Source organism: Pantoea sp. CS_6, from assembly GCF_041954745.1.
Classification (GTDB): domain Bacteria; phylum Pseudomonadota; class Gammaproteobacteria; order Enterobacterales; family Enterobacteriaceae; genus Pantoea; species Pantoea stewartii.
The window spans coordinates 26779-50098 of record NZ_JAVAYG010000006.1 but is presented as its reverse complement, the minus strand read 5'-3'; the positions used below and the strand labels follow the sequence as shown (position 1 = coordinate 50098).

The window sequence follows — 23320 nt, the reverse complement described above, 5'->3', positions numbered from 1 at the left end:
CCGCCAGGATTCGCATGTCAAACGGATGATGCATGAATCGTGCCGAAACCCTTTCCATCCTGTTTTCGAGAGTACGCCATGAGAAATTTTGTCAGTTTCAGGAATATCAAAAAGAGCTACGACGGCGACAAGCTGGTGGTGCGCAACCTTAATCTGGACGTGGCAGAAGGGGAGTTTTTGACGCTGTTAGGGCCCTCAGGATCGGGGAAAACCACCAGCCTGATGATGCTGGCGGGCTTTGAAACGCCCACCGATGGCGAGATTCTGCTGCGTGATAAACCCCTGCACACGCTGCCGCCCCATCAGCGTGATATCGGCATGGTGTTTCAGAATTATGCGCTGTTTCCCCATATGACCGTGGCGGAGAATCTGGCATTTCCCCTATCCATACGTCGCCTGAGCAAAGCGGATATCAAAGTGCGGGTTAAGCGCGTGCTGGATATGATTAAACTGACCTCGCTGGCCGATCGCTATCCTGCCCAGATGTCGGGTGGCCAGCAGCAACGTGTAGCGCTGGCGCGGGCACTGGTTTTTGAACCCAGGCTGATCCTGATGGATGAACCGTTAGGGGCACTGGATAAACAACTGCGTGAGCATATGCAGATGGAAATCAAGCAACTGCACAACCTGCTTGGGCTGACCATCGTTTACGTCACGCATGACCAGAGCGAAGCAATGACCATGTCAGATCGGGTCGCGGTGTTTAATGATGGCATGATTCAGCAGATGGACAGCCCGAGTAAGCTTTATGAGCAGCCAGATAATGCCTTTGTTGCACAGTTTATCGGCGAAAATAACTGCCTGTTAGCCACACAATCGGGTCAAAAGGGCGAGTATTATCAGGTGGCACTGGATAATGGCGTTCATCTGGACGCGCTGAAAGTCCGACCCAGTTCGCCTGGCAAACGTATCCAGCTCAGCATCCGGCCCGAACGCATCAACGTGAACGCACCAAAACCGGGCGACCAGTCTGTGCAGGCTACCATTCAACAGTTTATCTATCTGGGTGATCATGTCCGCATGCTGACCGACGTGGCCGGGCAGGGGAATTTTATGGTGAAACTGGCCTCATCCGATGTCGCGCCTGATTGGAAACCGGGGAGCGAGGTTATGCTTTCCTGGCAGCCACAGCATTTACGTGCGCTGGATGTGACATTGCAATAAAAAAAGAGCATGCGGGCTGCATGCTCTTTGTTCTCACTACCGGTCAGGCGGTTTGTTACTGGCCTTCCGCCTGGAGTGACTGAATCGCTGTCAGGGCAATGGTATAGACGATGTCGTCCACCAGCGCACCGCGCGACAGGTCGTTGACGGGTTTACGCATCCCTTGCAGCATCGGTCCGATAGAAATCAGATCGGCTGAGCGCTGCACCGCTTTATAGGTGGTGTTACCGGTATTCAGATCCGGGAAGATAAATACCGTTGCGCGACCCGCGACCTGCGAGTTTGGCGCTTTCGATTTCGCGACGTCTTCCATAATCGCCGCGTCATACTGCAGCGGACCGTCAATGACCAGATCCGGGCGTTTTTCCTGTGCCAGACGGGTAGCTTCGCGCACTTTTTCGACGTCGCTTCCTGCCCCGGAGTTACCGGTCGAGTAGGAGATCATCGCCACGCGCGGATCAATACCGAAGGCTTTGGCGGAATCGGCAGACTGGATAGCAATTTCAGCCAACTGTTCAGCGGTAGGATCCGGGTTAATCGCGCAGTCGCCATAGACCAGCACCTGCTCCGGCAGCAGCATAAAGAATACCGACGAGACCAGAGAGCTGTTCGGGGCGGTTTTAATCAGCTGTAACGGCGGACGAATGGTATTGGCCGTGGTATGCACCGCACCTGAAACCAGGCCATCTACCTCGCCACGCTCCAGCATCATGGTACCGAGCACCACGTTGTCTTCCAGCTGTTCCTGCGCCACCACTTCGGTCATGCCTTTGTTTTTACGCAGTTCAACCAGACGCGGAACGTAGTTCTGGCGAACCACTTCAGGGTCAACAATCTCAATGCCTTTACCCAGCTCAACGCCCTGTACTGCGGCCACGCGCTGAATTTCATCCGGGTTACCTAACAGCACGCAGGTCGCAATGCCGCGATCGGCACAGATCGCGGCCGCTTTCACGGTGCGAGGCTCATCGCCTTCTGGCAGGACGATGCGTTTACCGGCTTTACGTGCCAGCTCGGTCAACTGATAACGGAATGCCGGCGGGGACAGACGACGGCTGCGTTCAGAGGTGGCGGTCAGCGACTCAATCCAGTCTGCATTGATGTAGCCTGCGACATATTCCTGCACTTTCTCAATGCGCTGTGTGTCGTCTACCGGCACTTCCAGATTGAAGCTTTGCAGACTCAGTGATGTCTGCCAGGTATTGGTTTTGACCATAAAGACCGGCAGACCGGTCTGGAACGCGCGTTCGCACAGTTTGGCGATCCGCTCGTCGATCTCGTAGTTACCGGTTAACAGAATAGCCCCAATCTCTACGCCGTTCATGGCGGCCAGACAGGCGGCAACCAGTACATCCGGACGGTCTGCGGAGGTGACCAGCAGCGAGCCTGGACGGAAGTGCTCAAGCATATGAGGAATGCTGCGGGCACAGAAGGTTACCGACTTCACGCGGCGCGTCTGAATTTCACCTTCATTAATGATGCGCGCGTTCAGGTGGCGGCACATATCAATCGCGCGGGTCGCGATCAGATCAAAGCTCCACGGCACGCAACCCAGGATGGGCAACGGGCTGTTGGCAAACAATTGGTCGGGATTGATATTGGCAATGCTGGCCTTCGTGGAATCATCGAAGATTTCAGACAGGTCGGGACGCGTCCGGCCCTGTTCGTCGACCGGCGCGTTCAGCTTGTTAATAATGACGCCGGTGATGTTTTTATTCTTCGCACCGCCAAAGCTGCTTTGCGTCAGTTCGATACGTTCTTTAAGCTGGGCCGGCGAGTCATTACCCAGCGCGGTCACAAACACAATTTCAGCGTTCAGCGTTTTAGCAATTTCGTAGTTAAGGGCGCTGGCAAACTGATGTTTGCGCGTGGGCACCAGGCCCTCCACCAGCACCACTTCTGCATCCTGCGTATTTGCATGATAGCGGGCAATGATTTCTTCCATCAGCACGTCCTGCTGATTGGATCCCAGCAAGGATTCAACGCGTGACATGGGCAGCGGTTCTGCCGCAGGAATACCGGAATTTTTGCGTACGATGCTGGTGGTTTGGTCGGGCGCATTGCCACCGGCGCGTGGTTGAGCAATGGGTTTGAAAACGCTCAGTCGAACGCCTTTACGTTCCATGGCGCGAATAACGCCAAGGCTAACGCTGGTCAAGCCGACGCTGGTGCCGGTCGGAATGAGCATAATTGTACGTGACACGATTGCACCTCTCAGAGTTCACTGGGTGTCAAAATAACACCGTCAGCCTGAGCTGACGGAGAAAGGATATCAGGCGGTAAGACGCGCGGCGTCCCTGGCGATGACTAACTCTTCATTCGTTGGGATAACCAGTGCCGGACGCGTGCCCTCTTTGTTGATGAAGCCCGCTTTACCAAAACGCGCGGCCAGGTTGCGGTCATGATCGAGTTCAAAGCCCAGCAGAGCCAGTTTCTTCAGCGTTAACTCGCGGACCATCGCCGCATTTTCACCGATACCACCGGTGAAGATCACGCCATCAAGACGGCCGTCCATCAGCGCAGTATAGCTGCCGATGTATTTGGCGAGGCGATGGCAGAATACGTCCATTGCGCGTTTGGCATCGTCTTTCGTGGCGTAATTATCTTCAACGTAGCGGCAGTCGCTGGTGACTTCGGTCAGCCCTAACAGACCGGACTCTTTGGTCAGCATCTTGTTGATAGCATCCACGTTCATGCCCAATGTATCGTGCAGGAAGAAGATGATGGCCGGATCAATATCACCGCTGCGGGTGCCCATCACCAGGCCTTCCAGCGGCGTCAGCCCCATGGAGGTATCCACACATTCGCCGTTACGGATGGCAGAAACCGATCCACCGTTACCGAGGTGACAGGTGATGATATTCAGGGTTTCCAGCGGCTTATTCAGCATTTTTGCCGCTTCGTGGGTCACATAGTAGTGGCTGGTACCGTGCGCACCGTAGCGACGCACGCCGTGATCTTTGTAGAGCGCATAGGGCAGCGCATAGAGATAGGATTCTTCCGGCATTGTCTGATGGAAAGCGGTGTCAAAAACCGCCACATTCTTGTCAGACAAATGGGGGAAGTTTTTCATCGCTTCATCAATGCCGATCAGGCCCGCAGGATTATGCAGCGGTGCAAAAGAAGCGGCATCTTTGATACCCTGAACGACAGCGTCAGAGATCACGACCGATTGCGTCAATTTTTCACCGCCGTGGACGATGCGATGACCTATTGCAGCGATTTGTGCCGAAAGCTCTGGTTTTTGTGCCAGAATTGTTTTAACAATGAAATTCAGTGCTTCGCTGTGGGCAGCGCCAGCACCTAAAGGTGCTTCCTGTTTTTGGCCGTCAAGCTTCCACTTGATCCGCGCTTCGGGCAGGTGAAAACATTCAGCCAGACCTGACAGAAATTCGTCTCCGGTGGTGGGATTCAGAATGGCAAACTTAAGGGATGAGCTGCCGCAGTTCAGGACCAGTACTAACTTACTCGACATGGAAGTACCTATTTGTTAAAAGTGGCTAAAAAAAACGCAATCAGACATACAGCGTAGCCTATTGAAGCTGCCAGATTAATGACAAAAGTCATACCCGGGTCAAAATAATGCGTTATATGCAAAAAAAAGTTGAGTTTTTACGCATAAATTTTAAATCACGCTTAAAACGGGTCTTATCGCCTCTGTGACAAAGAAGGTTGCGACACTGACGCGACTAAAACGGCGTCAGAATAGCCGGAGTCACCTTTAAAGACAAAAAGATTTGAAGGATGTTACGTAAAGTTGTGTCGTTATAGTTATTTTTCAAAAAATACAGCATTAGTTGAGGCGAGCCATGGCGAATCAATCTAACACGGGCTGGTTCCGGATGTTTCAGCGCGGGCAGCATTATATGAAGACGTGGCCCAATGATAAACGTCTGGCACCGGTCTTTCCCGAAAACCGGGTATCATCGGCCACACGTTTTGCCATTCGCTTTATGCCCCCGCTGGCGGTGTTTACACTGACCTGGCAGATCGCGATGGGTGGGCAACTGGGTCCTGCCGTCGCGACAGCGCTTTTCGCCTGCAGTTTACCGATGCAGGGATTGTGGTGGCTGGGCAAACGTTCGGTCACGCCACTGCCGCCGACGCTTCTGCGCTGGTTTCATGACGTGCGCACCAAACTGGAAGCCGCAGGGCAGGCGATTGCGCCGGTTGAAGGCACGCCAACCTATCAGGCGCTTGCCGATCTGCTGAAGCGCGCCTTTAAGCAACTGGACCGGACTTTTCTGGACGATCTCTAACCTGCAGCGTGCCGAAATATTGCATGTGAATCTGTGGTTAAATCAATGAAAAGCGATGTGGCAACCTCCGCATCGCTCCCCCTGTGTCATCATCCTTCCATCGTATAAAACCTGAACAGCCTCTGGGCTGAGGGAGAGAAAGATGGAAATGACCCACGCACAACGCTTAATTCTGGCGAACCAGTACAAAATGATGGCGATGCTGGAGCCTGAGAATGCGGAGCGCTTTCGGCGTTATCAGACCATTATTGAGCGCGGCTACAGCCTGCAGATGCGTGAACTGGATAAAGAGTTCGGCGAACTCTCTGAAGCCACCTGCCGTACGCTCATCGACATCATGGAAATGCACCATGCGCTACAGATTTCCTGGTCTAATCTGAAAACCGAAGGAGAGATTGATACCCGGCGCCTGGCGTTTCTGGGATTTGATGCGGCTACGGAATCCCGCTACCTTGGCTATGTACGCTTTATGGTGAATACGGAAGGGCGCTACACGCATTTTGATTCCGGCACGCACGGCTTCAATGCACAAACACCGATGTGGGAAAAGTATCAACGCATGCTGGCTTTATGGCAGACTTGTCCCCGCCAGTACCATTTAAGCGTAAACGAGATTGCGCAAATCATTAACGCCTGATGAGGAGTGACGTGTGGAGTACAGTGGTTTTTTGTTTGATTTAGACGGCACCTTAGTGGATTCATTACCGGCGGTTGAACGTGCCTGGTCTAACTGGGGCGCACGTCATGGCATTGCGGCTGATGAAATTCTGGACTTCATTCACGGTAAACAGGCAATCACCTCCCTGCGTCATTTTATGGCCGGTCAGTCAGAGGCCGCGATTCAGGCCGAGTTCCTGGCACTGGAAAAAACGGAAGCGGAAGATACGGACGGTGTGAAGGCGTTACCAGGTGCCCTGGCGCTGCTCACTCAGCTTAATGAACTGCAGATCCCCTGGGCGATTGTTACTTCAGGTTCTGTGCCAGTGGCTCATGCCCGCCACAAAGCGGCGGGCCTGCCTCTGCCTGCGGTCTTCATTACGGCTGAGCAGGTAGCAAAGGGTAAGCCTGAACCCGATCCCTACCTGCTGGGTGCCGAAAGGCTGAAACTGTCTCCAGCCGACTGTGTTGTGGTTGAAGATGCGCCTGCTGGCGTGATCGCCGGGCTGTCGGCGGGCTGTGCCGTCATTGCTGTCAATGCGCCAGACGAGACACCGCGACTGGATGACGTGGCGCTGCGCCTGACTTCACTGGCGTCACTAATCATTACCAGACAGCCAGCGGGTAAGTTTGCCTTTCACAGCCAGCCTTAAGTGCAGAGTGGCGGCATCGGGCCGCCTGAATCAGAGCGGTGTATCTTGCGAGATTTCGTCCAGAGACAGGCTAAAGCTTGGGATAAACACCTCAACAAAATAGCTCATCTCAGGCGAGCGACGCTGAGTCAGGGTTTTTTCCAGCCGCGCCTTGGCGAGTAAGAATTCATTGTTGCCTGCCGACAACTCTTCCAGGCATTTAACGTAGGCGCAGAGTGCGTCGGCCTGCTTCACTACCGCTTTCTCATCTTCACTGTGCAGATGTTCATCAATCAGCGGGCGATAAACGTCCTGCAACTCGTCGGGCAGCATCTCAATCAACTTCTGCTGCGCGATTTTCTCAATCTTTTTGTATTCATGGGCAATTTGCGCGTTGTAATACTTCACCGGGGTAGGCAAATCGCCCGTGAGCACTTCACTGGCATCATGGTACAGCGCCATCATCGCGATGCGCTCGGCATTCAGGTTACCGTTAAACTTTTTGTTCTTGATGATGGCCAGCGCATGGGCGACCATCGCCACCTGTAAACTGTGTTCAGAGACGTTTTCGGTCCGCACGTTACGCATCAGTGGCCAGCGGTTAATCAGTTTGAGGCGTGAGAGGTGGGCGAAGAAATGGCTTTGAGTCATGGTCGTTCCTGTTTACGACAGGGGAGAGGTCAACTCTCCCCAAAATGACATCAGTATAGATGCAACAGGACTACTGGCGGTAGCCTTGCAGGAAACGGCCAAACTTATTGATGGCCATTTCCAGGTCATCGACGCGCGGCAGGGTTACGATACGCAGATGATCGGGCCACGGCCAGTTAAACGCGGTGCCCTGCACCAGCAGCACTTTTTCCTGTAACAGGAAGTCCAGCACCATCTTCTGGTCGTCCTGAATATTGAATTTTTTGGCATCAATTTTCGGGAACATGTACAGCGCTCCCTCCGGCTTCACACAACTGACGCCGGGAATATCGTTGATCAGTTCCCAGGCTCGCTGACGCTGTTCGTAGAGACGACCACCCGGTGCGATGAACTCGCTGATGCTCTGATATCCCCCCAGGGCGGTCTGAATTGCGTGCTGCGCCGGAACGTTGGCGCACAGGCGCATGGAAGCCAGCATTTCCAGCCCTTCTATATAGCCTTTTGCGTGCTTTTTCGGACCATTCAGCACCATCCAGCCCTGACGGAAGCCCGCCACACGGTAGGTTTTTGACAGGCCGTTAAACGTGACCGTTAACAAGTCCGGTGCCAGTGCGGCAATAGAGTGATGCTGTGCGGCATCGTAGAGGATCTTATCGTAGATCTCGTCAGCAAATATAATCAGGTTATGCTGACGGGCTATCTCAACCACGTCCATCAGCAGCTCTTTGCTGTAAACCGCGCCGGTGGGGTTGTTGGGGTTGATGATAACAATGCCGCGAGTGCGTGGCGTGATTTTGCTACGAATATCATCCAGATCCGGGAACCAGCCGGCGGACTCATCACACAAATAGTGCACGGCTTTTCCGCTCGACAGCGACACGGCTGCCGTCCAGAGCGGATAGTCCGGTGCCGGAACCAGCATTTCATCTCCGCTGTTCAGCAGCGCCTGCATCGCCTGAACGATCAGTTCTGACACACCGTTTCCAATGTAGATATCTTCTACTGTGACATCGCGCATATCCCGCGCCTGATAATGCTGCATGATGGCCTTTCGGGCGGAATAGAGCCCTTTGGAATCGCAATAACCTTGTGCACTGGGCAGGTTACGGATCACATCCACCAGAATTTCATCGGGCGCTTCAAAGCCAAACGGCGCGGGGTTACCGATGTTCAACTTGAGAACTTTATTACCTTCTTCTTCCAGGCGCTTGGCCTCTTTTAAAACCGGCCCACGAATGTCATAACACACATTGTCCAGTTTGCCGGATTTATCAATTTGAAAAGTCATTTTTGGCCGCCTTAATATGCAGAATCCTTTTGCCTGCCGCTGAAAACAAACCTGCACAATGTACTCTCCTCACGAACACAAAAGAAGGGCGCGAGGTGGTTTTGGCGTCTTCAGCATCTTTGTCTCCGTCCAGACGACGTAATGCATATTGCTTATGACCCTGAATGGTTTAAAAGTCTGCTTGAGTCGTAATTAATGGCTTTTTATGCTGCCTGATGAAAAGGCTTTGTTTGGCGCGTTGCTGTTTTTTTTTATGCCGACAGGGAACGTAATCGACATACTGAAATCTGAACAGGCCTAATGCGTCATAAATGAAATAGTTTAATTATGCTTTATTGATGCATAAATTTTGCACGATAGTGCATAGCGTAAGTAGGGTGTAACAGCCGTGCATTAATCGTTAATACGGTTAACTATTTTATCTCTAAGGACTTTTTTTCGTTTTTTGAAGCCAGGCTAAAAAACAGAGAGCATCTTTAGTACAGGTTTACCTGTCTAAAAGTCTTATTCACTGTTTTTGGGCGGGTTGAATGCGCACAGGACGTGCATGACGTGTTGGAAAATGCGATCCGATCAAAATTTGCAATGCTTTTCATAAAAACATTTCCATTTTGCGGTCAAAAATGATTAAGTATAATTTACTATTTGATGTGATTAAACGCGATACAGCGTGTGTGTATGACAGACCCATTTACCCCGGCGTAATGACTTTTTTGGGGTTGAAAAAGACAACTACACAGCTTCCCGCAATTTTGCATCCAGTGCCTTCGGTACAGAAGTTGTCTCTGTCTTCAGGTCACGGCTTCCGTGTTTTACAGGAACGTGCCGTGCGCCTTCGTAAGTAAATTTTATGTCGGCCCTGTGTTGGGACGGCATGAAGCATCATTACCGCTTATCGCTTTGATAAGCTTGTAATAACACCAGGATAGTAGTTCTTAAAACTCTAATAAGTGAAGAAAAACATGACTAATGCAAATCGTCCGATACTTAATCTCGATCTCGATCTGCTTCGAACTTTTGTTGCTGTTGCGGATTTAAACACCTTTGCAGCCGCGGCTGCTGCGGTATGCAGAACGCAATCGGCAGTAAGTCAGCAGATGCAGCGTCTGGAACAACTGGTCGGTAAAGAGTTGTTTGCCAGGCATGGCCGCAACAAATTATTAACAGAACATGGCATTCAGCTTCTGGGTTATGCCAGAAAAATTCTGCGTTTTAACGATGAAGCCTGCACATCGCTGATGTACAGCAATATTCAGGGCGTTCTGACAATCGGTGCGTCAGACGATACGTCCGATACCATTCTGCCGTTCCTGTTAAACCGCGTTACCTCTGTTTATCCCAAACTGGCCATTGACGTTCGTGTGAAACGCAATCCATTTATGATGGAAATGCTGAATCAGGGCGAAGTCGATCTGGTTGTTACCACCTCCAGTCCGGGTAACTTTACACATCAGGTACTGCGGACATCGCCAACCCTGTGGTATTGCGCAGCGGACTATGTGTTCCAGCGTGGGGAAGCGATCCCTCTGGTATTGCTGGATGAACCCAGCCCTTATCGTGATATGGCGATTGACCATCTGAACGAAGCAGGCATTCCCTGGCGCATCTCTTACGTCGCTTCAACGCTGGCAGCGGTACGTGCTGCCGTTAAAGCTGGTTTAGGCGTGACCGCGCGTCCGGTGGAGATGATGAGCCCTGAACTGCGCGTAATGGGTGCAGCAGAAGGATTACCGGTGCTGCCAGATACTCAGTATCTGCTGTGCCGCAACGCGGACAACGACAACGAACTGGCGCTGGCCATTTTCAACGCCATGCAGTCTACCCACGATCCCTACAACATGATCGGCAATGCCGATGGTGCCTTACTGCTGGACGACGAAGAGTAAATCCCGTCTTCTTTCGCAAAAAATGCGAAATCTGCCGGTACGTTAAACTGAGTAAATGCGCCTTTTGTTCTGTAACCGGAACAAGAGGCTTTTTTTTGCTGCTTTTCTGACCCGTGGTTTTCTTTTTCAGTCCTGTTCTGTCAAATACCTGTTCATACTCTGGTCAACAGGGCGAGCGGGGAAGGGAAAGCACGAAGTGGAGATTTGTTGATGCGAATCAGGCTGATAACTGATTAAATTTAACACAAAAATGATAATTCTGTGTTCTGGATCAACAAAATAGCCCTTCTAAAAGCAAGGCAATCCCGTCGAATCCTGTCAAACTATGCGCGTTGATAACGCGATCCACACGTTGAAATACCCGCTACACTGAAATTACCCCTACAGACTGAAGCGATTTAGCTGGAAACACGCGCGTCATATGTTAATAATATGATGCAGGTGTAAAATAATGTTTGGATACTTTTGTCAAAGTTGACAAAAGGTTATAGAAAGGAGTAAAAAACCACATAAAATTGCTGCTTATTGCACATTAACAGCAAAATTTGTAAGGTTTTTATCCTTCCCTTTGAATCGATGTGGTGAGTTTGCTGCCAGAACCAGAGCAGGATGCCAGCGCCACTTTTGATGAGTAAGCAATGAGTATGTCAACTACCACCGAAATCATCGCTCAGCATTGGGCATTCATCGTTTTTATCGTCATCGCATTTGGCCTTTGTGCGTTTATGTTGACCGGAGGATGGCTGTTAGGCGGCAGAGCTCGTGCCCGTCATAAAGACACGCCTTTCGAATCCGGTATTGAATCCGTGGGTGATACTCACATCCGCTTATCCGCCAAATTCTACCTGGTGGCGATGTTCTTCGTTATCTTCGACGTCGAAGCTCTCTTTTTATACGCATGGGCGACCTCAATCCGTGAAAGTGGATGGGTCGGCTTTGTGGAAGCCGCAATTTTCATTTTGGTGCTCCTGGCGGGCCTGGTTTATCTGGTGCGCATTGGCGCGTTGGACTGGACTCCTGCACGCCGCCGAATCGTGGTTAAAACTCCCACGGTAAGTCACACCAATCCTCACAAGCAGTAAAAAGAGAGGCAATAAGATGGACTATACGCTCACCCGCATAGACCCGAACGGTGGTGAGAACGACCGTTACCCTCTGCAAAAGCAGGAAATCGTCAGCGATCCGCTGGAGCAGCACGTTCATCGCAGCGTTTACATGGGCAAGCTCGAACATGCCCTGCACGACATGGTGAACTGGGGACGTAAGAATTCCCTGTGGCCCTACAACTTTGGTCTTTCCTGCTGCTACGTTGAGATGACCACCTCCTTCACCGCCGTGCACGATGTGGCGCGTTTTGGTGCTGAGGTTATGCGTGCCTCACCGCGTCAGGCCGACTTTATGGTTATTGCCGGTACGCCGTTCACTAAAATGGCCCCGGTGATTCAGCGTTTGTACGATCAGATGCTGGAGCCGAAATGGGTCATTTCCATGGGGGCCTGTGCTAACTCAGGCGGCATGTACGATATCTATTCTGTCGTGCAGGGCGTTGATAAATTCCTGCCGGTTGACGTTTACATTCCAGGTTGCCCACCGCGTCCTGAAGCCTACATGCAGGCTCTGCTGTTACTGCAGGAGTCGATTGGTAAAGAGCGTCGTCCTCTGTCCTGGGTGGTCGGCGATCAGGGCGTTTACCGTGCCAATATGCAGTCTGAGCGTGAACGTAAGCGTGGCGAGCGTATTGCAGTAACCAACCTGCGTACACCAGACGAAGTTTAAGTTAACCGTATGGATGGAATTAGTGCCTGCAGCGACAATACACAAATTAATGCATGGCACCATCCTGACGCCTTCATTTGAGCGCCTGTTAGCAGGCCGGAATGGTGAGTAACGTATGACAGATTTGACCACGCAAGATCTCGCTCAGCCGCTATGGCAAACCCGGGATCATCTGGATGACCCGGTAATTGGCGAATTGCGTAATCGTTTTGGGCCGGATGCCTTTACTGTTCAGGCAACACGTACCGGGATTCCGGTGGTATGGGTTAAGCGTGAACAGCTACTGGAAATCATCACTTTCCTGCGTAAATTACCCAAGCCTTACGTCATGCTCTATGACCTGCATGGTATGGACGAACGTTTACGCACCCACCGCGCCGGGTTACCTGCCGCGGATTTTTCCGTTTTCTACCACCTGCTTTCGATTGAACGCAATCGCGACATCATGCTCAAGGTGGCATTGTCTGAAAACGATATGCACGTGCCGACCATCACGAAAATTTTCGCCAATGCGAACTGGTATGAGCGCGAAACCTGGGAGATGTTCGGCATCACTTTTGATGGTCACCCGCACCTGACCCGCATCATGATGCCGCAGACGTGGGAAGGGCACCCGCTGCGTAAGGATTACCCTGCGCGCGCCACCGAATTCGATCCTTTCACGCTGACCAAACAGAAAGAAGATCTGGAAATGGAAGCGCTGACGTTCAAGCCAGAAGACTGGGGCATGAAACGCAGTACTGCCAGTGAAGACTTCATGTTCCTCAACCTGGGTCCTAACCACCCCTCCGCGCACGGTGCATTCCGCATCATTTTGCAACTGGATGGTGAAGAGATTGTCGACTGCGTTCCGGATATTGGTTATCACCACCGTGGTGCCGAGAAGATGGGTGAGCGTCAATCCTGGCACAGCTATATTCCCTACACTGACCGCATCGAATACCTCGGTGGCTGCGTCAACGAAATGCCTTATGTGCTGGCGGTAGAGAAACTGGCCGGCATCGTGGTGCCCGATCGCGTTAACGTAATCCGCGTGATGCTTTCAGAGCTGTTCCGCATCAACAGTCACCTGCTGTACATCTCTACCTTTATTCAGGACGTCGGGGCCATGACGCCGGTGTTCTTTGCCTTTACCGACCGTCAGAAAATTTATGACGTGGTGGAGGCGATTACTGGTTTCCGTATGCATCCGGCCTGGTTCCGTATTGGCGGCGTCGCACATGACCTGCCGAAAGGCTGGGAACGCCTGCTGCGTGACTTCCTGGACTGGATGCCAAAACGTCTGAAAGAGTATGACAAAGCGGCGCTGCGCAACACCGTACTGATGGGCCGTTCGCAGGGCGTAGCCGCCTATAACATGGAAGAAGCGCTGGCCTGGGGCACAACCGGTGCCGCACTACGTGCAACGGGTCTCGATTTTGACGTGCGTAAATGGCGCCCCTACTCAGGCTATGAAAACTTCGATTTTGAGGTTCCTGTGGGCGCCGGCATCAGTGATGCCTATACGCGCGTACAACTGAAAATGGAAGAGATGTGGCAGTCGCTGCGTATCCTGGAGCAGTGCCTGAACAACATGCCGGAAGGGCCGTTTAAGGCGGATCATCCGTTAACCACGCCGCCACCGAAAGAGCGTACGCTGCAGCACATTGAAACCCTGATCACCCACTTCCTGCAGGTTTCCTGGGGCCCGGTCATGCCGGCCAACGAATCTTTCCAGATGATTGAGGCGACCAAAGGGATCAACAGTTACTACCTGACCAGCGACGGCAGCACGATGAGTTACCGCACGCGTGTGCGTACACCGAGCTTCCCGCACCTGCAGCAGATTCCATCGGTAATCCGTGGCAGCCTGGTATCCGACCTGATCGTATACCTCGGTAGTATCGACTTTGTTATGTCAGACGTGGACCGCTAATTATGCACGATCAACACATTGCTATTAAAACGATCGACCCTAACGAGGTCTTCGTGCTGAGTGCGGAAGAGCACCATGCGATTGAGCACGAAAAACACCATTACGAAGATGCGCGCGCTGCCTCCATTGAAGCACTGAAAATTGTGCAGAAGCAGCGCGGCTGGGTGCCTGACGGTGCGATCCATGCGATTGCAGAAGTGTTAGGGATTCCTGCCAGCGACGTAGAAGGCGTGGCAACGTTCTATAGTCAGATTTTCCGTCAGCCTGTTGGCCGTCACGTGATTCGCTACTGCGACAGCGTGGTGTGCCACATCACCGGTTTTCAGGGGATTCAGGCGGCACTGGAAGAAAACCTGAATATTAAGCCTGGCCAGACGACAACCGACGGTCGCTTTACCTTACTGCCGACCTGTTGCCTGGGTAACTGTGATAAAGGTCCAACCATGATGGTGGATGAAGATACCCACGTTCATCTGACGCCGGAAGGCATCGCCTCTTTGCTGGAGCAGTATCAATGACAATCAAACAGATCATTCGTACTGCTGAAACCCATCCCCTGACCTGGCGCATGCGCGAGGATCAGCAGCCGGTATGGCTTGATGAGTATCGCAGCAAAAACGGCTATGCCGGTGCGGAAAAAGCCCTGAAAGGGATGGCACCTGACGAAATCGTCTCACTGGTAAAAGATTCCGGTCTGAAAGGGCGCGGCGGTGCCGGATTCTCGACGGGCCTGAAGTGGAGCCTGATGCCGAAAGATGAATCCATGAACATCCGTTACCTGCTGTGTAACGCCGATGAAATGGAGCCTGGCACGTATAAAGACCGCCTGTTGATGGAACAGATGCCGCATCAGCTGGTGGAAGGCATGCTAATCAGTGCGTTTGCCCTGAAAGCTTACCGGGGCTACATCTTTCTGCGCGGCGAATACATTGAAGCCGCAGTGCATCTGCGTCGTGCGATTGCGGAAGCCACTGAAGCAGGCCTGTTGGGCAAAAACATTCTGGGTACCGGTTTTGATTTTGAACTGTTCGTCCACACCGGCGCGGGACGTTATATCTGCGGTGAAGAAACGGCACTGATTAACTCCCTGGAAGGTCGCCGTGCCAACCCACGTTCCAAGCCGCCTTTCCCGGCAAGCGCGGGCGTGTGGGGCAAGCCGACCTGCGTGAACAACGTTGAAACGCTGTCGAACGTGCCGGCTATTCTGGCCAACGGCGTCGAGTGGTACAAAGGTCTGTCAAAAAGCGACGATGCCGGTACGAAACTGATGGGCTTCTCCGGCCGGGTCAAAAACCCTGGCGTGTGGGAACTGCCATTTGGCATCACCGCACGCGAAATCCTTGAGGATTATGCCGGCGGTATGCGCGACGGCCTGCGTTTTAAAGCCTGGCAGCCGGGTGGCGCGGGGACCGACTTTTTAACGGAGCAGCACCTCGATCTGCCCATGGAATTTGCCAGCATTGGTAAAGCCGGCAGCCGTCTGGGTACCGCTCTGGCAATGGCCGTGGACCATGAAATCAACATGGTTTCACTGGTGCGTAACCTGGAAGAGTTCTTTGCCCGCGAATCCTGCGGTTGGTGTACGCCATGCCGTGATGGCCTGCCGTGGAGCGTGAAGATTCTGCGCGCGCTGGAGCAGAAAAAAGGCCAGCCGGGGGACATTGAGACCCTGGAGCAGCTTTGCCGCCAGCTTGGCCCGGGCAAAACCTTCTGTGCCCACGCGCCGGGTGCGGTCGAGCCGCTGCAGAGCGCCATTAAATATTTCCGTGAAGAGTTTGAAGCCGGCATTGCGCCGCAGGTGTTTGGCAATACCCGATCTATCGGCGGTATTCAGCCAAACCTGCTGAAAGCGCGCTGGTAATTCGCCGTTATCCACGGGAGCTGGCCCTGTGCCGCCGTCCCTGTTGCAGTGTGCAGGGGCAAGAATTTGATTAACGCTCGTTTCTGACGAGCCTGACGGAAGCATGTCACTATGGCTACAATCCATGTAGACGGTAAAGAATATGATGTGAACGGAGCGGACAACCTGCTACAGGCATGTCTGTCTCTGGGCCTTGATATTCCTTATTTTTGCTGGCATCCGGCGCTGGGAAGCGTGGGTGCCTGCCGCCAGTGTGCGGTGAAGCAATTCCAGAACGCTGAAGACACCCGCGGCCGCCTTGTCATGTCCTGTATGACACCGGCGTCCGATGGCACCTTCATCTCAATTGATGATGGCGAAGCGAAAGAGTTCCGTGAAAGCGTGGTGGAGTGGTTAATGACTAACCACCCGCATGACTGTCCGGTATGTGAAGAGGGCGGTAACTGTCATCTTCAGGATATGACGGTCATGACAGGCCACAGCTTCCGCCGCTATCGCTTCACCAAACGTACCCACCGCAATCAGGATCTCGGTCCGTTCATCTCGCACGAAATGAACCGCTGTATCGCCTGCTACCGCTGCGTGCGTTACTACAAAGATTATGCCGACGGTAAAGATCTGGGCGTGTATGGTGCGCACGACAACGTGTATTTTGGTCGTCCGGAAGACGGCACGCTGGAAAGCGAGTTTTCCGGTAACCTGGTGGAAATCTGCCCGACCGGCGTGTTCACCGATAAAACCCACTCCGAACGCTATAACCGCAAATGGGATATGCAGTTCGCGCCAAGCATCTGTCAGCAGTGCAGCGTAGGCTGTAACACCAGCCCCGGTGAGCGCTACGGCGAACTGCGTCGTATCGAAAACCGCTATAACGGCAGCGTTAACCACTACTTCCTGTGCGATCGTGGTCGCTTTGGCTACGGTTATGTCAATCTGAAAGATCGTCCTCGCCATCCGGTCCAGTTGCGTGGCAACGACAGCGTGAAGCTGAATGCCGAGCAGGCCGTTAACGCCGGAGCCGATGTCCTGCGTCAGGCGAAGCGCGTCATTGGTATTGGTTCGCCGCGTGCCAGCATCGAAAGTAACTTTGCTTTGCGCGAACTGGTCGGTGCGGAAAACTTCTCTACCGGTATGCCCGCGGGCGAACAGGCGCGTCTTGAACTGCTGCTGAAAGTGCTGCGTGAAGGCGGCATTTATACGCCTTCACTGCGCGAGATCGAGAGCTACGACGCGGTGCTGGTGTTAGGCGAAGACCTGACACAGGTTGGCGCACGCGTGGCCCTGTCAGTGCGTCAGGCAGTAAAAGGCAAAGCCCGCGAAATGGCCGCTGCGCAGAAAGTCGCAGACTGGCAGATCGCCGCGATCCTCAATATCGGTCAGCACGCTAAGCATCCGTTATTTGTCACCAACGTCGATGAAACCCGTCTGGACGACATCGCGGCGTGGAGCTACCGTGCCCCGGTTGAAGAACAGGCGCGTCTTGGCTTTGCGATTGCCCACGCGCTGGACGACAGTGCGCCAGCCGTCAGCGACTTCGACAGTGCGCTGAACGGTAAGCTGGATGTGGTGGTACAGGCGCTGGCCGGTGCCAAAAAACCGCTAATCATTTCCGGTGTGCATTCAGGCAGCAGTGCCATGATCGAAGCGGCCGCGAACGTGGCCAAAGCCCTGAAAGCGCGCGGTGCAGACGTCGGTATCACCCTGCTGGCTGGTCATGCTAACAGCATGGGCCTGGGCCTGATGGGGGGCAATACGCTGGACCAGGCACTGGAACAACTGCAGAACGGCGAAGCCGATGCGGTCGTGGTGCTGGAAAACGATTTGTATCGCCATGCGCCAAAAGCGCAGGTCGATGCGGCGCTGAACCATGCGGCTAACGTGATTGTGGTCGATCATCAGCGCACCGCCACGGTGGAAAAAGCCGGACTGCTGCTTTCCGCCGCCAGTTTTGCCGAAAGCGACGGTACGTCAATTAACCATGAGGGCCGCGCACAGCGCTTCTTCCAGGTGTACGATCCTGCCTACTACGATAACAGCATTGTGATGCTGGAAAGCTGGCGCTGGTTGCACTCACTGCACAGCGCGCTGGAAAGTCGTCACGTTGACTGGACGCAACTGGACCATGTCATTGATGCCGTTGTGGCAAGTCTGCCACAGCTGAAAGGGATCAAGGATGCGGCGCCGGATGCCAGCTTCCGTATTCGTGGTCAGAAGCTGGCGCGTTCTCCGCACCGTGCCAGTGGGCGTACTGCTGTGCGCGCGAATATCAGCGTGCACGAGCCGCGTCAGCCGCAGGATCAGGACACCATGTTTGCCTTCTCGATGGAAGGGAACAACCAGCCGAGCGCACCGCGTTCGCAAATTCCGTTTGCGTGGGCACCAGGCTGGAACTCACCGCAGGCGTGGAACAAATTCCAGGATGAAGTGGGCGGGAAACTGCGTCATGGCGATCCCGGTGTGCGTTTGTTCGAAGCCAGCGATGCGCAGCTTGCCTGGTTCAGCAGCGTGCCAGAAGCCTATGCCACGCAAGGTCAGTTCCGCGTCGCGCCTTACTACCAGTTATTCGGAAGTGAAGAAATGACGCAGCGTGCGCCGGTTATCCAGCAGCGCATGTCGGCACCAACCCTGGTTCTGAACCCGGAAGATGCCGCGAAGCTGGGCGTGAATAACGGTGCAGCAGTGGAATTAACCTGTGCAGGTGAAACCGTACGTTTGCCAGTGCGTTTCTCGGCTTCTTTGCAGGCAGGGCAGGTTGGGCTTCCACTCGGTATGCCGGGTGTCCCGCCCTTCCTGGCGAATGCGAAAATTGATTCTCTGCAGGAGGCGGCGCAATGAGCTGGTTAACACCGGATGTTATCGACATTCTGATCGCCATTGGTAAAGCGCTGGTGATTTTGCTGGTCGTGGTGGCCTGCGGTGCGTTTATGAGCTTCGCCGAGCGTCGTTTGCTCGGCCTGTTTCAGAACCGCTATGGGCCAAACCGTGTGGGCTGGGGCGGATCGTTGCAGCTGGTTGCTGACATGATCAAGATGTTCTTTAAAGAGGACTGGGTTCCCCCGTTCACCGATCGCTTTATCTTTACGCTGGCGCCGGTCATCGCGTTTGTTTCCCTGCTGCTGGCCTTTGCTATCGTCCCGGTTTCACCGACCTGGGTGGTGACCGATCTCAATATCGGGTTGCTGTTCTTCCTGATGATGGCGGGCCTGGCTGTATATGCCGTGCTGTTTGCGGGCTGGTCGAGTAATAACAAATACTCGCTGTTAGGTGCGATGCGTGCCTCTGCGCAGACCTTGAGTTACGAAGTGTTCCTGGGTCTGTCACTGATGGGCGTGGTAGCGCAGGCGGGCTCGTTCAACATGACCGATATCGTCAACAGTCAGACGCATCTGTGGAACATCATCCCGCAGTTCTTTGGGTTTGTGACCTTCTGTATCGCGGGTGTGGCCGTTTGTCACCGCCATCCGTTTGACCAGCCCGAAGCCGAGCAGGAACTGGCTGACGGTTACCACATTGAATATGCCGGTATGAAATTTGGTCTGTTCTTTGTCGGCGAATATGTCGCGATTACCACCGTTTCAGCGCTGATTGTGACGCTGTTCTTTGGTGGCTGGCACGGGCCTTTCCTGCCGCCGTTCATCTGGTTCGCCTTGAAAACGGCGTTCTTTATGATGATGTTCATCCTGATTCGTGCTGCGCTTCCGCGTCCACGCTATGACCAGGTGCTGTCGTTCGGCTGGAAAGTGTGTCTGCCGTTGACGCTGTTGAACCTGCTGGCGACCGCCGCAGTGATTCTTTATACAGCGCAGTAAGGGGTAACAAATGACGTTAAAAGATATTGTCGTAGGCTTCGGCACGACAGTGCGCAGTATCTGGATGATTGGCATGCACGCCTTCGCGAAACGCGAAACCCAGATGTATCCAGAAGAGCCGGTCTACCTGCCACCGCGTTACCGTGGCCGTATTGTGTTGACCCGCGATCCTGATGGTGCAGAGCGTTGTGTTGCCTGTAACCTGTGTGCGGTAGCCTGTCCGGTAGGCTGTATTTCGCTGCAAAAAGCGGAAACCAAAGACGGCCGCTGGTATCCAGAGTTCTTCCGTATCAACTTCTCACGCTGCATTTTCTGCGGCCTGTGCGAAGAGGCCTGCCCAACCACCGCTATCCAGCTGACGCCGGATTTCGAACTGGGCGAGTTCAAGCGTCAGGATCTGGTATACGAAAAAGAAGACCTGTTGATCTCGGGGCCGGGTAAATATCCGGAGTACAACTTCTACCGTATGGCAGGTATGGCAATTGACGGTAAAGATAAGGGTGACGCAGAGAACGAAGCGAAACCTATCGACGTCAAAGGCTTACTACCTTAAGGAGCAGGGCATGGAATTTGCGTTTTATCTTTGCGGACTGGTGGCGGTGGTGACGACGTTGCGCGTGATCACCCACACTAATCCGGTACATGCGTTGCTGTACCTGATCGTTTCGCTGTTATCGGTGGCTGGCGTCTTCTTCTCTCTGGGTGCCTACTTTGCAGGTGCGCTGGAAATTATTGTGTATGCCGGCGCCATCATGGTGCTGTTCGTGTTCGTTGTGATGATGCTTAACCTGGGCAAAGCCACGCAGAAACAGGAGCGTGAATGGTTAAGTCCGTCGTTATGGATTGGTCCGGGCCTGGTTTCGTTGCTGCTGCTGGCAGTGATGATCTACGCCATCATGACGGCACATGACCAGGGTATTGACGGCAAAATTATCGATGCGAAAGCGGTGGGCATTAGTCTGTTTGGCCCGTATGTGCTGGCGGTTGAACTGGCATCAATGCTGCTGCTGGCCGGCCTGGTTGTGGCTTTCCACCTGGGCCGCGAAGAGCGCCAGGGCGAAGTCCTGAGCAACCGTTCAAACGATGCCGCGCAGGCGAATAAGGAGCAAGCATGATTCCCTTACAACATGGATTGATTCTGGCGGCGGTGCTGTTTGTGCTGGGGCTGACCTCGCTGGTGTTGCGCCGTAATCTGCTGTTTATGCTGATAAGCCTGGAAATCATGATCAATGCCGCGGCGCTGGCGCTGGTTGTTGCAGGCAGCTACTGGGGACAGGCTGACGGTCAGGTGATGTATATTCTGGCTATCAGTCTCGCCGCAGCGGAAGCCAGTATTGGGCTGGCCCTGCTGCTTCAGCTCTATCGTCGTCGTCAGACGCTGAACATTGATACTGTGAGCGAGATGCGCGGATGAACCTTCTCTATTTAACTGTCTTATTTCCGCTAATCGGCTTTCTGCTGTTAGCGTTCTCCCGTGGCCGCTGGTCAGAAAACCTGTCCGCGACCGTGGGCATGGGATCGGTCGGGCTGGCTGCGCTCACCACGGTGTTTGTGGGTTTCGACTTCTTTGCCCACGGGCAGCAGGTCTTCACTCAGGCGCTGTGGACCTGGATTCATGTCGGCAATTTTAATATTCAGGTCAATCTGACGCTGGATGGCCTGTCGCTCACCATGCTGTCGGTGGTGACCGGTGTCGGCTTCCTGATCCATATGTTCGCCTCGTGGTATATGCGTGGAGAAGAGGGATATTCACGCTTCTTCGCTTATACCAACCTGTTTATCGCCAGCATGGTTGTTCTGGTTCTGGCGGATAACCTGATGCTGATGTATCTGGGTTGGGAAGGGGTAGGGCTGTGCTCCTATCTTCTGATCGGCTTCTATTACAGCAATCCGGAAAACGGCAAGGCGGCGATGAAGGCATTCATCATCACGCGCGTCGGTGATGTCTTCCTGGCATTTGCGTTGTTCATCCTTTACAACGAACTGGGTACGCTCAACTTCCGCGAAATGGCGGAACTGGCTCCGGCACACTTTGCGGCGGACAACCATATGCTGCAATGGGCCACGCTGATGCTGTTGGGTGGCGCAGTAGGTAAGTCTGCGCAGCTGCCGCTTCAGACCTGGCTGGCCGATGCGATGGCAGGTCCAACGCCGGTTTCCGCGCTGATTCACGCCGCCACCATGGTGACGGCAGGGGTTTACCTGATTGCCCGCACCCACGGCCTGTTCCTGTTGACGCCTGAAGTGCTGCATCTGGTCGGCATTATCGGTGCGATTACGCTGGTACTGGCGGGTTTTGCTGCTCTGGTCCAGACGGATATCAAACGTGTACTGGCTTACTCCACCATGAGTCAGATCGGCTACATGTTCCTGGCGCTGGGTGTGCAGGCGTGGGATGCCGCCATTTTCCACCTGATGACCCATGCCTTCTTTAAAGCCTTGCTGTTCCTGTCCTCAGGTTCGGTTATCCTGGCCTGCCACCACGAGCAGAACATCTTTAAGATGGGCGGACTGCGTAAAAGCATCCCACTGGTGTACACCTGCTTCCTGGTCGGCGGTGCTGCCCTGGCCGCATTGCCGCTGATTACCGCCGGTTTCTACAGTAAAGATGAAATCCTGTTTGGTGCACTGGCGAACGGCCATTTGAACCTGATGGTCGCGGGTCTGGTAGGGGCGTTCCTGACCTCAATCTACACCTTCCGCATGATCTTTATCGTCTTCCACGGCGAAGAGAAAATCCATGCACACGCGGGCAAAGGCATTACCCATCATCTGCCACTGATTGTGTTGCTGGTGCTCTCAACGTTTGTGGGTGCATTAATTACCCCACCGCTGGCGGGCGTTTTACCGGCCAATGAGTTTGGTGAGAACGGTAAAGTCACGCTGGAGATCGCGTCCGGCCTGGTCGCGGTTGCGGGCATCGTTATCGCCGCTGCCCTCTGGCTGGGCAAGCGTCAGCTGGTCAGCAGCGTGGCCAACAGTGCGCCGGGCCGTTTCTTCGGCACCTGGTGGTTCGCCGCCTGGGGCTTTGACTGGCTCTACGACAAAGTCTTCGTCAAACCGTATCTGGGCATTGCGTGGTTGTTAAAACGCGATCCTCTTAACGGCCTGATGAACCTGCCTGCGTTGCTTTCACGTATCGCCAATAAAGGTCTGGTGGTCAGTGAAAACGGGTATTTGCGCTGGTATGTCGCGTCGATGAGCGTTGGTGCCGTCGTTGTGCTGGCGCTGCTGCTGGTAATTTAAAGATTGATGAGCGGGTAGGTGTGAAAACTTACCCATTAAGAATGTCAAAGATTGTCTGATGTAAGGGCGTAATCGGCGCAGTCCGTTTTGCCACCGCCAGCGCACAGCAACCGGAGCGTACTGAAGTACGTGAGGATTGCGAGCACTGCCGGGGGCGAAACGGGCAAGTGAGATAG

At 53.7% G+C, this 23320-nt stretch carries 20 protein-coding genes; 16 read left to right on the top strand and 4 right to left on the bottom strand.

Features of this window, described 5'->3' with window-relative positions; genetic code table 11:
* Positions 1–78 precede the first annotated feature (78 nt).
* Positions 79–1164, top strand: a complete 1086-nt coding sequence (locus RAC90_RS10580) for an ABC transporter ATP-binding protein (protein WP_006120036.1) — start codon at positions 79–81, stop codon at positions 1162–1164.
* Between the two features lie 55 nt (positions 1165–1219).
* Here the strand turns inward: RAC90_RS10580 and pta are convergent, their stop codons facing one another.
* Both pta and ackA read right to left on the bottom strand, forming a co-directional pair.
* Positions 1220–3367 carry a phosphate acetyltransferase gene (gene pta / locus RAC90_RS10575; protein ID WP_006120035.1) on the bottom strand — a complete coding sequence of 716 codons (2148 nt, stop codon included), beginning with the start codon at positions 3365–3367 and terminating at the stop codon, positions 1220–1222.
* 69 nt (positions 3368–3436) lie between these two features.
* A complete protein-coding gene (gene ackA, locus RAC90_RS10570) occupies positions 3437–4639 on the bottom strand; it encodes an acetate kinase (RefSeq protein WP_033740641.1) in 1203 nt (400 codons plus the stop codon).
* Positions 4640–4973: 334 nt separating this feature from the next.
* On the opposite strand from ackA, the gene yfbV reads away from it, so the two are divergent.
* From yfbV to RAC90_RS10555, 3 genes are all read left to right on the top strand, one after another.
* Positions 4974–5423 (top strand): terminus macrodomain insulation protein YfbV, encoded by a 450-nt coding sequence (yfbV, locus tag RAC90_RS10565; protein WP_054633417.1) that lies wholly within the window; start codon positions 4974–4976, stop codon positions 5421–5423.
* Between the two features lie 142 nt (positions 5424–5565).
* Positions 5566–6060 carry a YfbU family protein gene (locus RAC90_RS10560; RefSeq protein WP_006120032.1) on the top strand — a complete coding sequence of 165 codons (495 nt, stop codon included), beginning with the start codon at positions 5566–5568 and terminating at the stop codon, positions 6058–6060.
* Between the two features lie 13 nt (positions 6061–6073).
* Positions 6074–6733, top strand: coding sequence for a sugar phosphatase (locus tag RAC90_RS10555; protein WP_006120031.1), 660 nt, complete (start codon positions 6074–6076; stop codon positions 6731–6733).
* Positions 6734–6763: 30 nt separating this feature from the next.
* Here RAC90_RS10555 and yfbR read toward each other — a convergent pair whose 3' ends face one another.
* Both yfbR and RAC90_RS10545 read right to left on the bottom strand, forming a co-directional pair.
* On the bottom strand, positions 6764–7363 hold the full coding sequence (yfbR, locus tag RAC90_RS10550; RefSeq protein ID WP_006120030.1) for a 5'-deoxynucleotidase: 600 nt from the start codon (positions 7361–7363) through the stop codon (positions 6764–6766).
* A gap of 70 nt (positions 7364–7433) precedes the next feature.
* Complete coding sequence (locus RAC90_RS10545) at positions 7434–8651, bottom strand: pyridoxal phosphate-dependent aminotransferase (protein ID WP_033740636.1); 1218 nt, start codon at positions 8649–8651, stop codon at positions 7434–7436.
* A gap of 962 nt (positions 8652–9613) precedes the next feature.
* On the opposite strand from RAC90_RS10545, the gene lrhA reads away from it, so the two are divergent.
* From lrhA to nuoL, 12 genes are all read left to right on the top strand, one after another.
* Positions 9614–10537 (top strand): transcriptional regulator LrhA, encoded by a 924-nt coding sequence (lrhA, locus tag RAC90_RS10540; RefSeq protein WP_033740635.1) that lies wholly within the window; start codon positions 9614–9616, stop codon positions 10535–10537.
* Positions 10538–11175: 638 nt separating this feature from the next.
* Positions 11176–11619, top strand: a complete 444-nt coding sequence (locus RAC90_RS10535) for an NADH-quinone oxidoreductase subunit A (RefSeq protein ID WP_006120027.1) — start codon at positions 11176–11178, stop codon at positions 11617–11619.
* Positions 11620–11635: 16 nt separating this feature from the next.
* A complete protein-coding gene (locus RAC90_RS10530; protein WP_006120026.1) occupies positions 11636–12313 on the top strand; it encodes an NADH-quinone oxidoreductase subunit B family protein in 678 nt (225 codons plus the stop codon).
* 115 nt (positions 12314–12428) lie between these two features.
* Entirely contained in the window at positions 12429–14228 is a 1800-nt protein-coding gene (gene nuoC / locus RAC90_RS10525; protein ID WP_006120025.1) for an NADH-quinone oxidoreductase subunit C/D, read from the top strand.
* A 2-nt stretch (positions 14229–14230) separates the two neighbouring features.
* Positions 14231–14746, top strand: coding sequence for an NADH-quinone oxidoreductase subunit NuoE (nuoE, locus tag RAC90_RS10520; protein ID WP_006120024.1), 516 nt, complete (start codon positions 14231–14233; stop codon positions 14744–14746).
* 2 nt (positions 14747–14748) lie between these two features.
* On the top strand, positions 14749–16089 hold the full coding sequence (gene nuoF / locus RAC90_RS10515; RefSeq protein ID WP_170317973.1) for an NADH-quinone oxidoreductase subunit NuoF: 1341 nt from the start codon (positions 14749–14751) through the stop codon (positions 16087–16089).
* 111 nt (positions 16090–16200) lie between these two features.
* The gene (gene nuoG, locus RAC90_RS10510) at positions 16201–18924 is read left to right on the top strand and encodes an NADH-quinone oxidoreductase subunit NuoG (RefSeq protein WP_375124324.1); all 2724 of its coding nucleotides are present in this window, start codon (positions 16201–16203) and stop codon (positions 18922–18924) included.
* Complete coding sequence (nuoH, locus tag RAC90_RS10505; protein WP_033740629.1) at positions 18921–19898, top strand: NADH-quinone oxidoreductase subunit NuoH; 978 nt, start codon at positions 18921–18923, stop codon at positions 19896–19898. Before nuoG ends, nuoH begins: the two co-directional genes overlap by 4 nt.
* Before the next feature lie 10 nt (positions 19899–19908).
* The gene (gene nuoI / locus RAC90_RS10500) at positions 19909–20451 is read left to right on the top strand and encodes an NADH-quinone oxidoreductase subunit NuoI (RefSeq protein ID WP_006120020.1); all 543 of its coding nucleotides are present in this window, start codon (positions 19909–19911) and stop codon (positions 20449–20451) included.
* A 10-nt stretch (positions 20452–20461) separates the two neighbouring features.
* Positions 20462–21013, top strand: coding sequence for an NADH-quinone oxidoreductase subunit J (nuoJ, locus tag RAC90_RS10495; RefSeq protein ID WP_006120019.1), 552 nt, complete (start codon positions 20462–20464; stop codon positions 21011–21013).
* Positions 21010–21312, top strand: coding sequence for an NADH-quinone oxidoreductase subunit NuoK (nuoK, locus tag RAC90_RS10490; protein WP_028724970.1), 303 nt, complete (start codon positions 21010–21012; stop codon positions 21310–21312). The genes nuoJ and nuoK overlap by 4 nt, the downstream gene beginning before the upstream one ends.
* Entirely contained in the window at positions 21309–23144 is a 1836-nt protein-coding gene (gene nuoL, locus RAC90_RS10485) for an NADH-quinone oxidoreductase subunit L (protein WP_033740625.1), read from the top strand. Before nuoK ends, nuoL begins: the two co-directional genes overlap by 4 nt.
* The last annotated feature ends 176 nt before the right edge of the window (positions 23145–23320 follow it).

Bases quoted from the DNA above. Each gene is read 5' to 3' on its own strand.
- nuoI (WP_006120020.1), top strand. From the start codon at position 19,909: ATGACGTTAAAAGATATTGTCGTAGGCTTCGGCACGACAGTGCGCAGT.
- nuoH (WP_033740629.1), top strand. From the start codon at position 18,921: ATGAGCTGGTTAACACCGGATGTTATCGACATTCTGATCGCCATTGGT.
- RAC90_RS10580 (WP_006120036.1), top strand. From the start codon at position 79: ATGAGAAATTTTGTCAGTTTCAGGAATATCAAAAAGAGCTACGACGGC.
- nuoE (WP_006120024.1), top strand. From the start codon at position 14,231: ATGCACGATCAACACATTGCTATTAAAACGATCGACCCTAACGAGGTC.
- nuoG (WP_375124324.1), top strand. From the start codon at position 16,201: ATGGCTACAATCCATGTAGACGGTAAAGAATATGATGTGAACGGAGCG.
- nuoK (WP_028724970.1), top strand. From the start codon at position 21,010: ATGATTCCCTTACAACATGGATTGATTCTGGCGGCGGTGCTGTTTGTG.
- lrhA (WP_033740635.1), top strand. From the start codon at position 9,614: ATGACTAATGCAAATCGTCCGATACTTAATCTCGATCTCGATCTGCTT.
- yfbR (WP_006120030.1), bottom strand. From the start codon at position 7,363: ATGACTCAAAGCCATTTCTTCGCCCACCTCTCACGCCTCAAACTGATT.
- RAC90_RS10535 (WP_006120027.1), top strand. From the start codon at position 11,176: ATGAGTATGTCAACTACCACCGAAATCATCGCTCAGCATTGGGCATTC.
- nuoJ (WP_006120019.1), top strand. From the start codon at position 20,462: ATGGAATTTGCGTTTTATCTTTGCGGACTGGTGGCGGTGGTGACGACG.
- RAC90_RS10530 (WP_006120026.1), top strand. From the start codon at position 11,636: ATGGACTATACGCTCACCCGCATAGACCCGAACGGTGGTGAGAACGAC.
- yfbV (WP_054633417.1), top strand. From the start codon at position 4,974: ATGGCGAATCAATCTAACACGGGCTGGTTCCGGATGTTTCAGCGCGGG.
- nuoL (WP_033740625.1), top strand. From the start codon at position 21,309: ATGAACCTTCTCTATTTAACTGTCTTATTTCCGCTAATCGGCTTTCTG.
- RAC90_RS10545 (WP_033740636.1), bottom strand. From the start codon at position 8,651: ATGACTTTTCAAATTGATAAATCCGGCAAACTGGACAATGTGTGTTAT.
- RAC90_RS10560 (WP_006120032.1), top strand. From the start codon at position 5,566: ATGGAAATGACCCACGCACAACGCTTAATTCTGGCGAACCAGTACAAA.
- nuoC (WP_006120025.1), top strand. From the start codon at position 12,429: ATGACAGATTTGACCACGCAAGATCTCGCTCAGCCGCTATGGCAAACC.
- ackA (WP_033740641.1), bottom strand. From the start codon at position 4,639: ATGTCGAGTAAGTTAGTACTGGTCCTGAACTGCGGCAGCTCATCCCTT.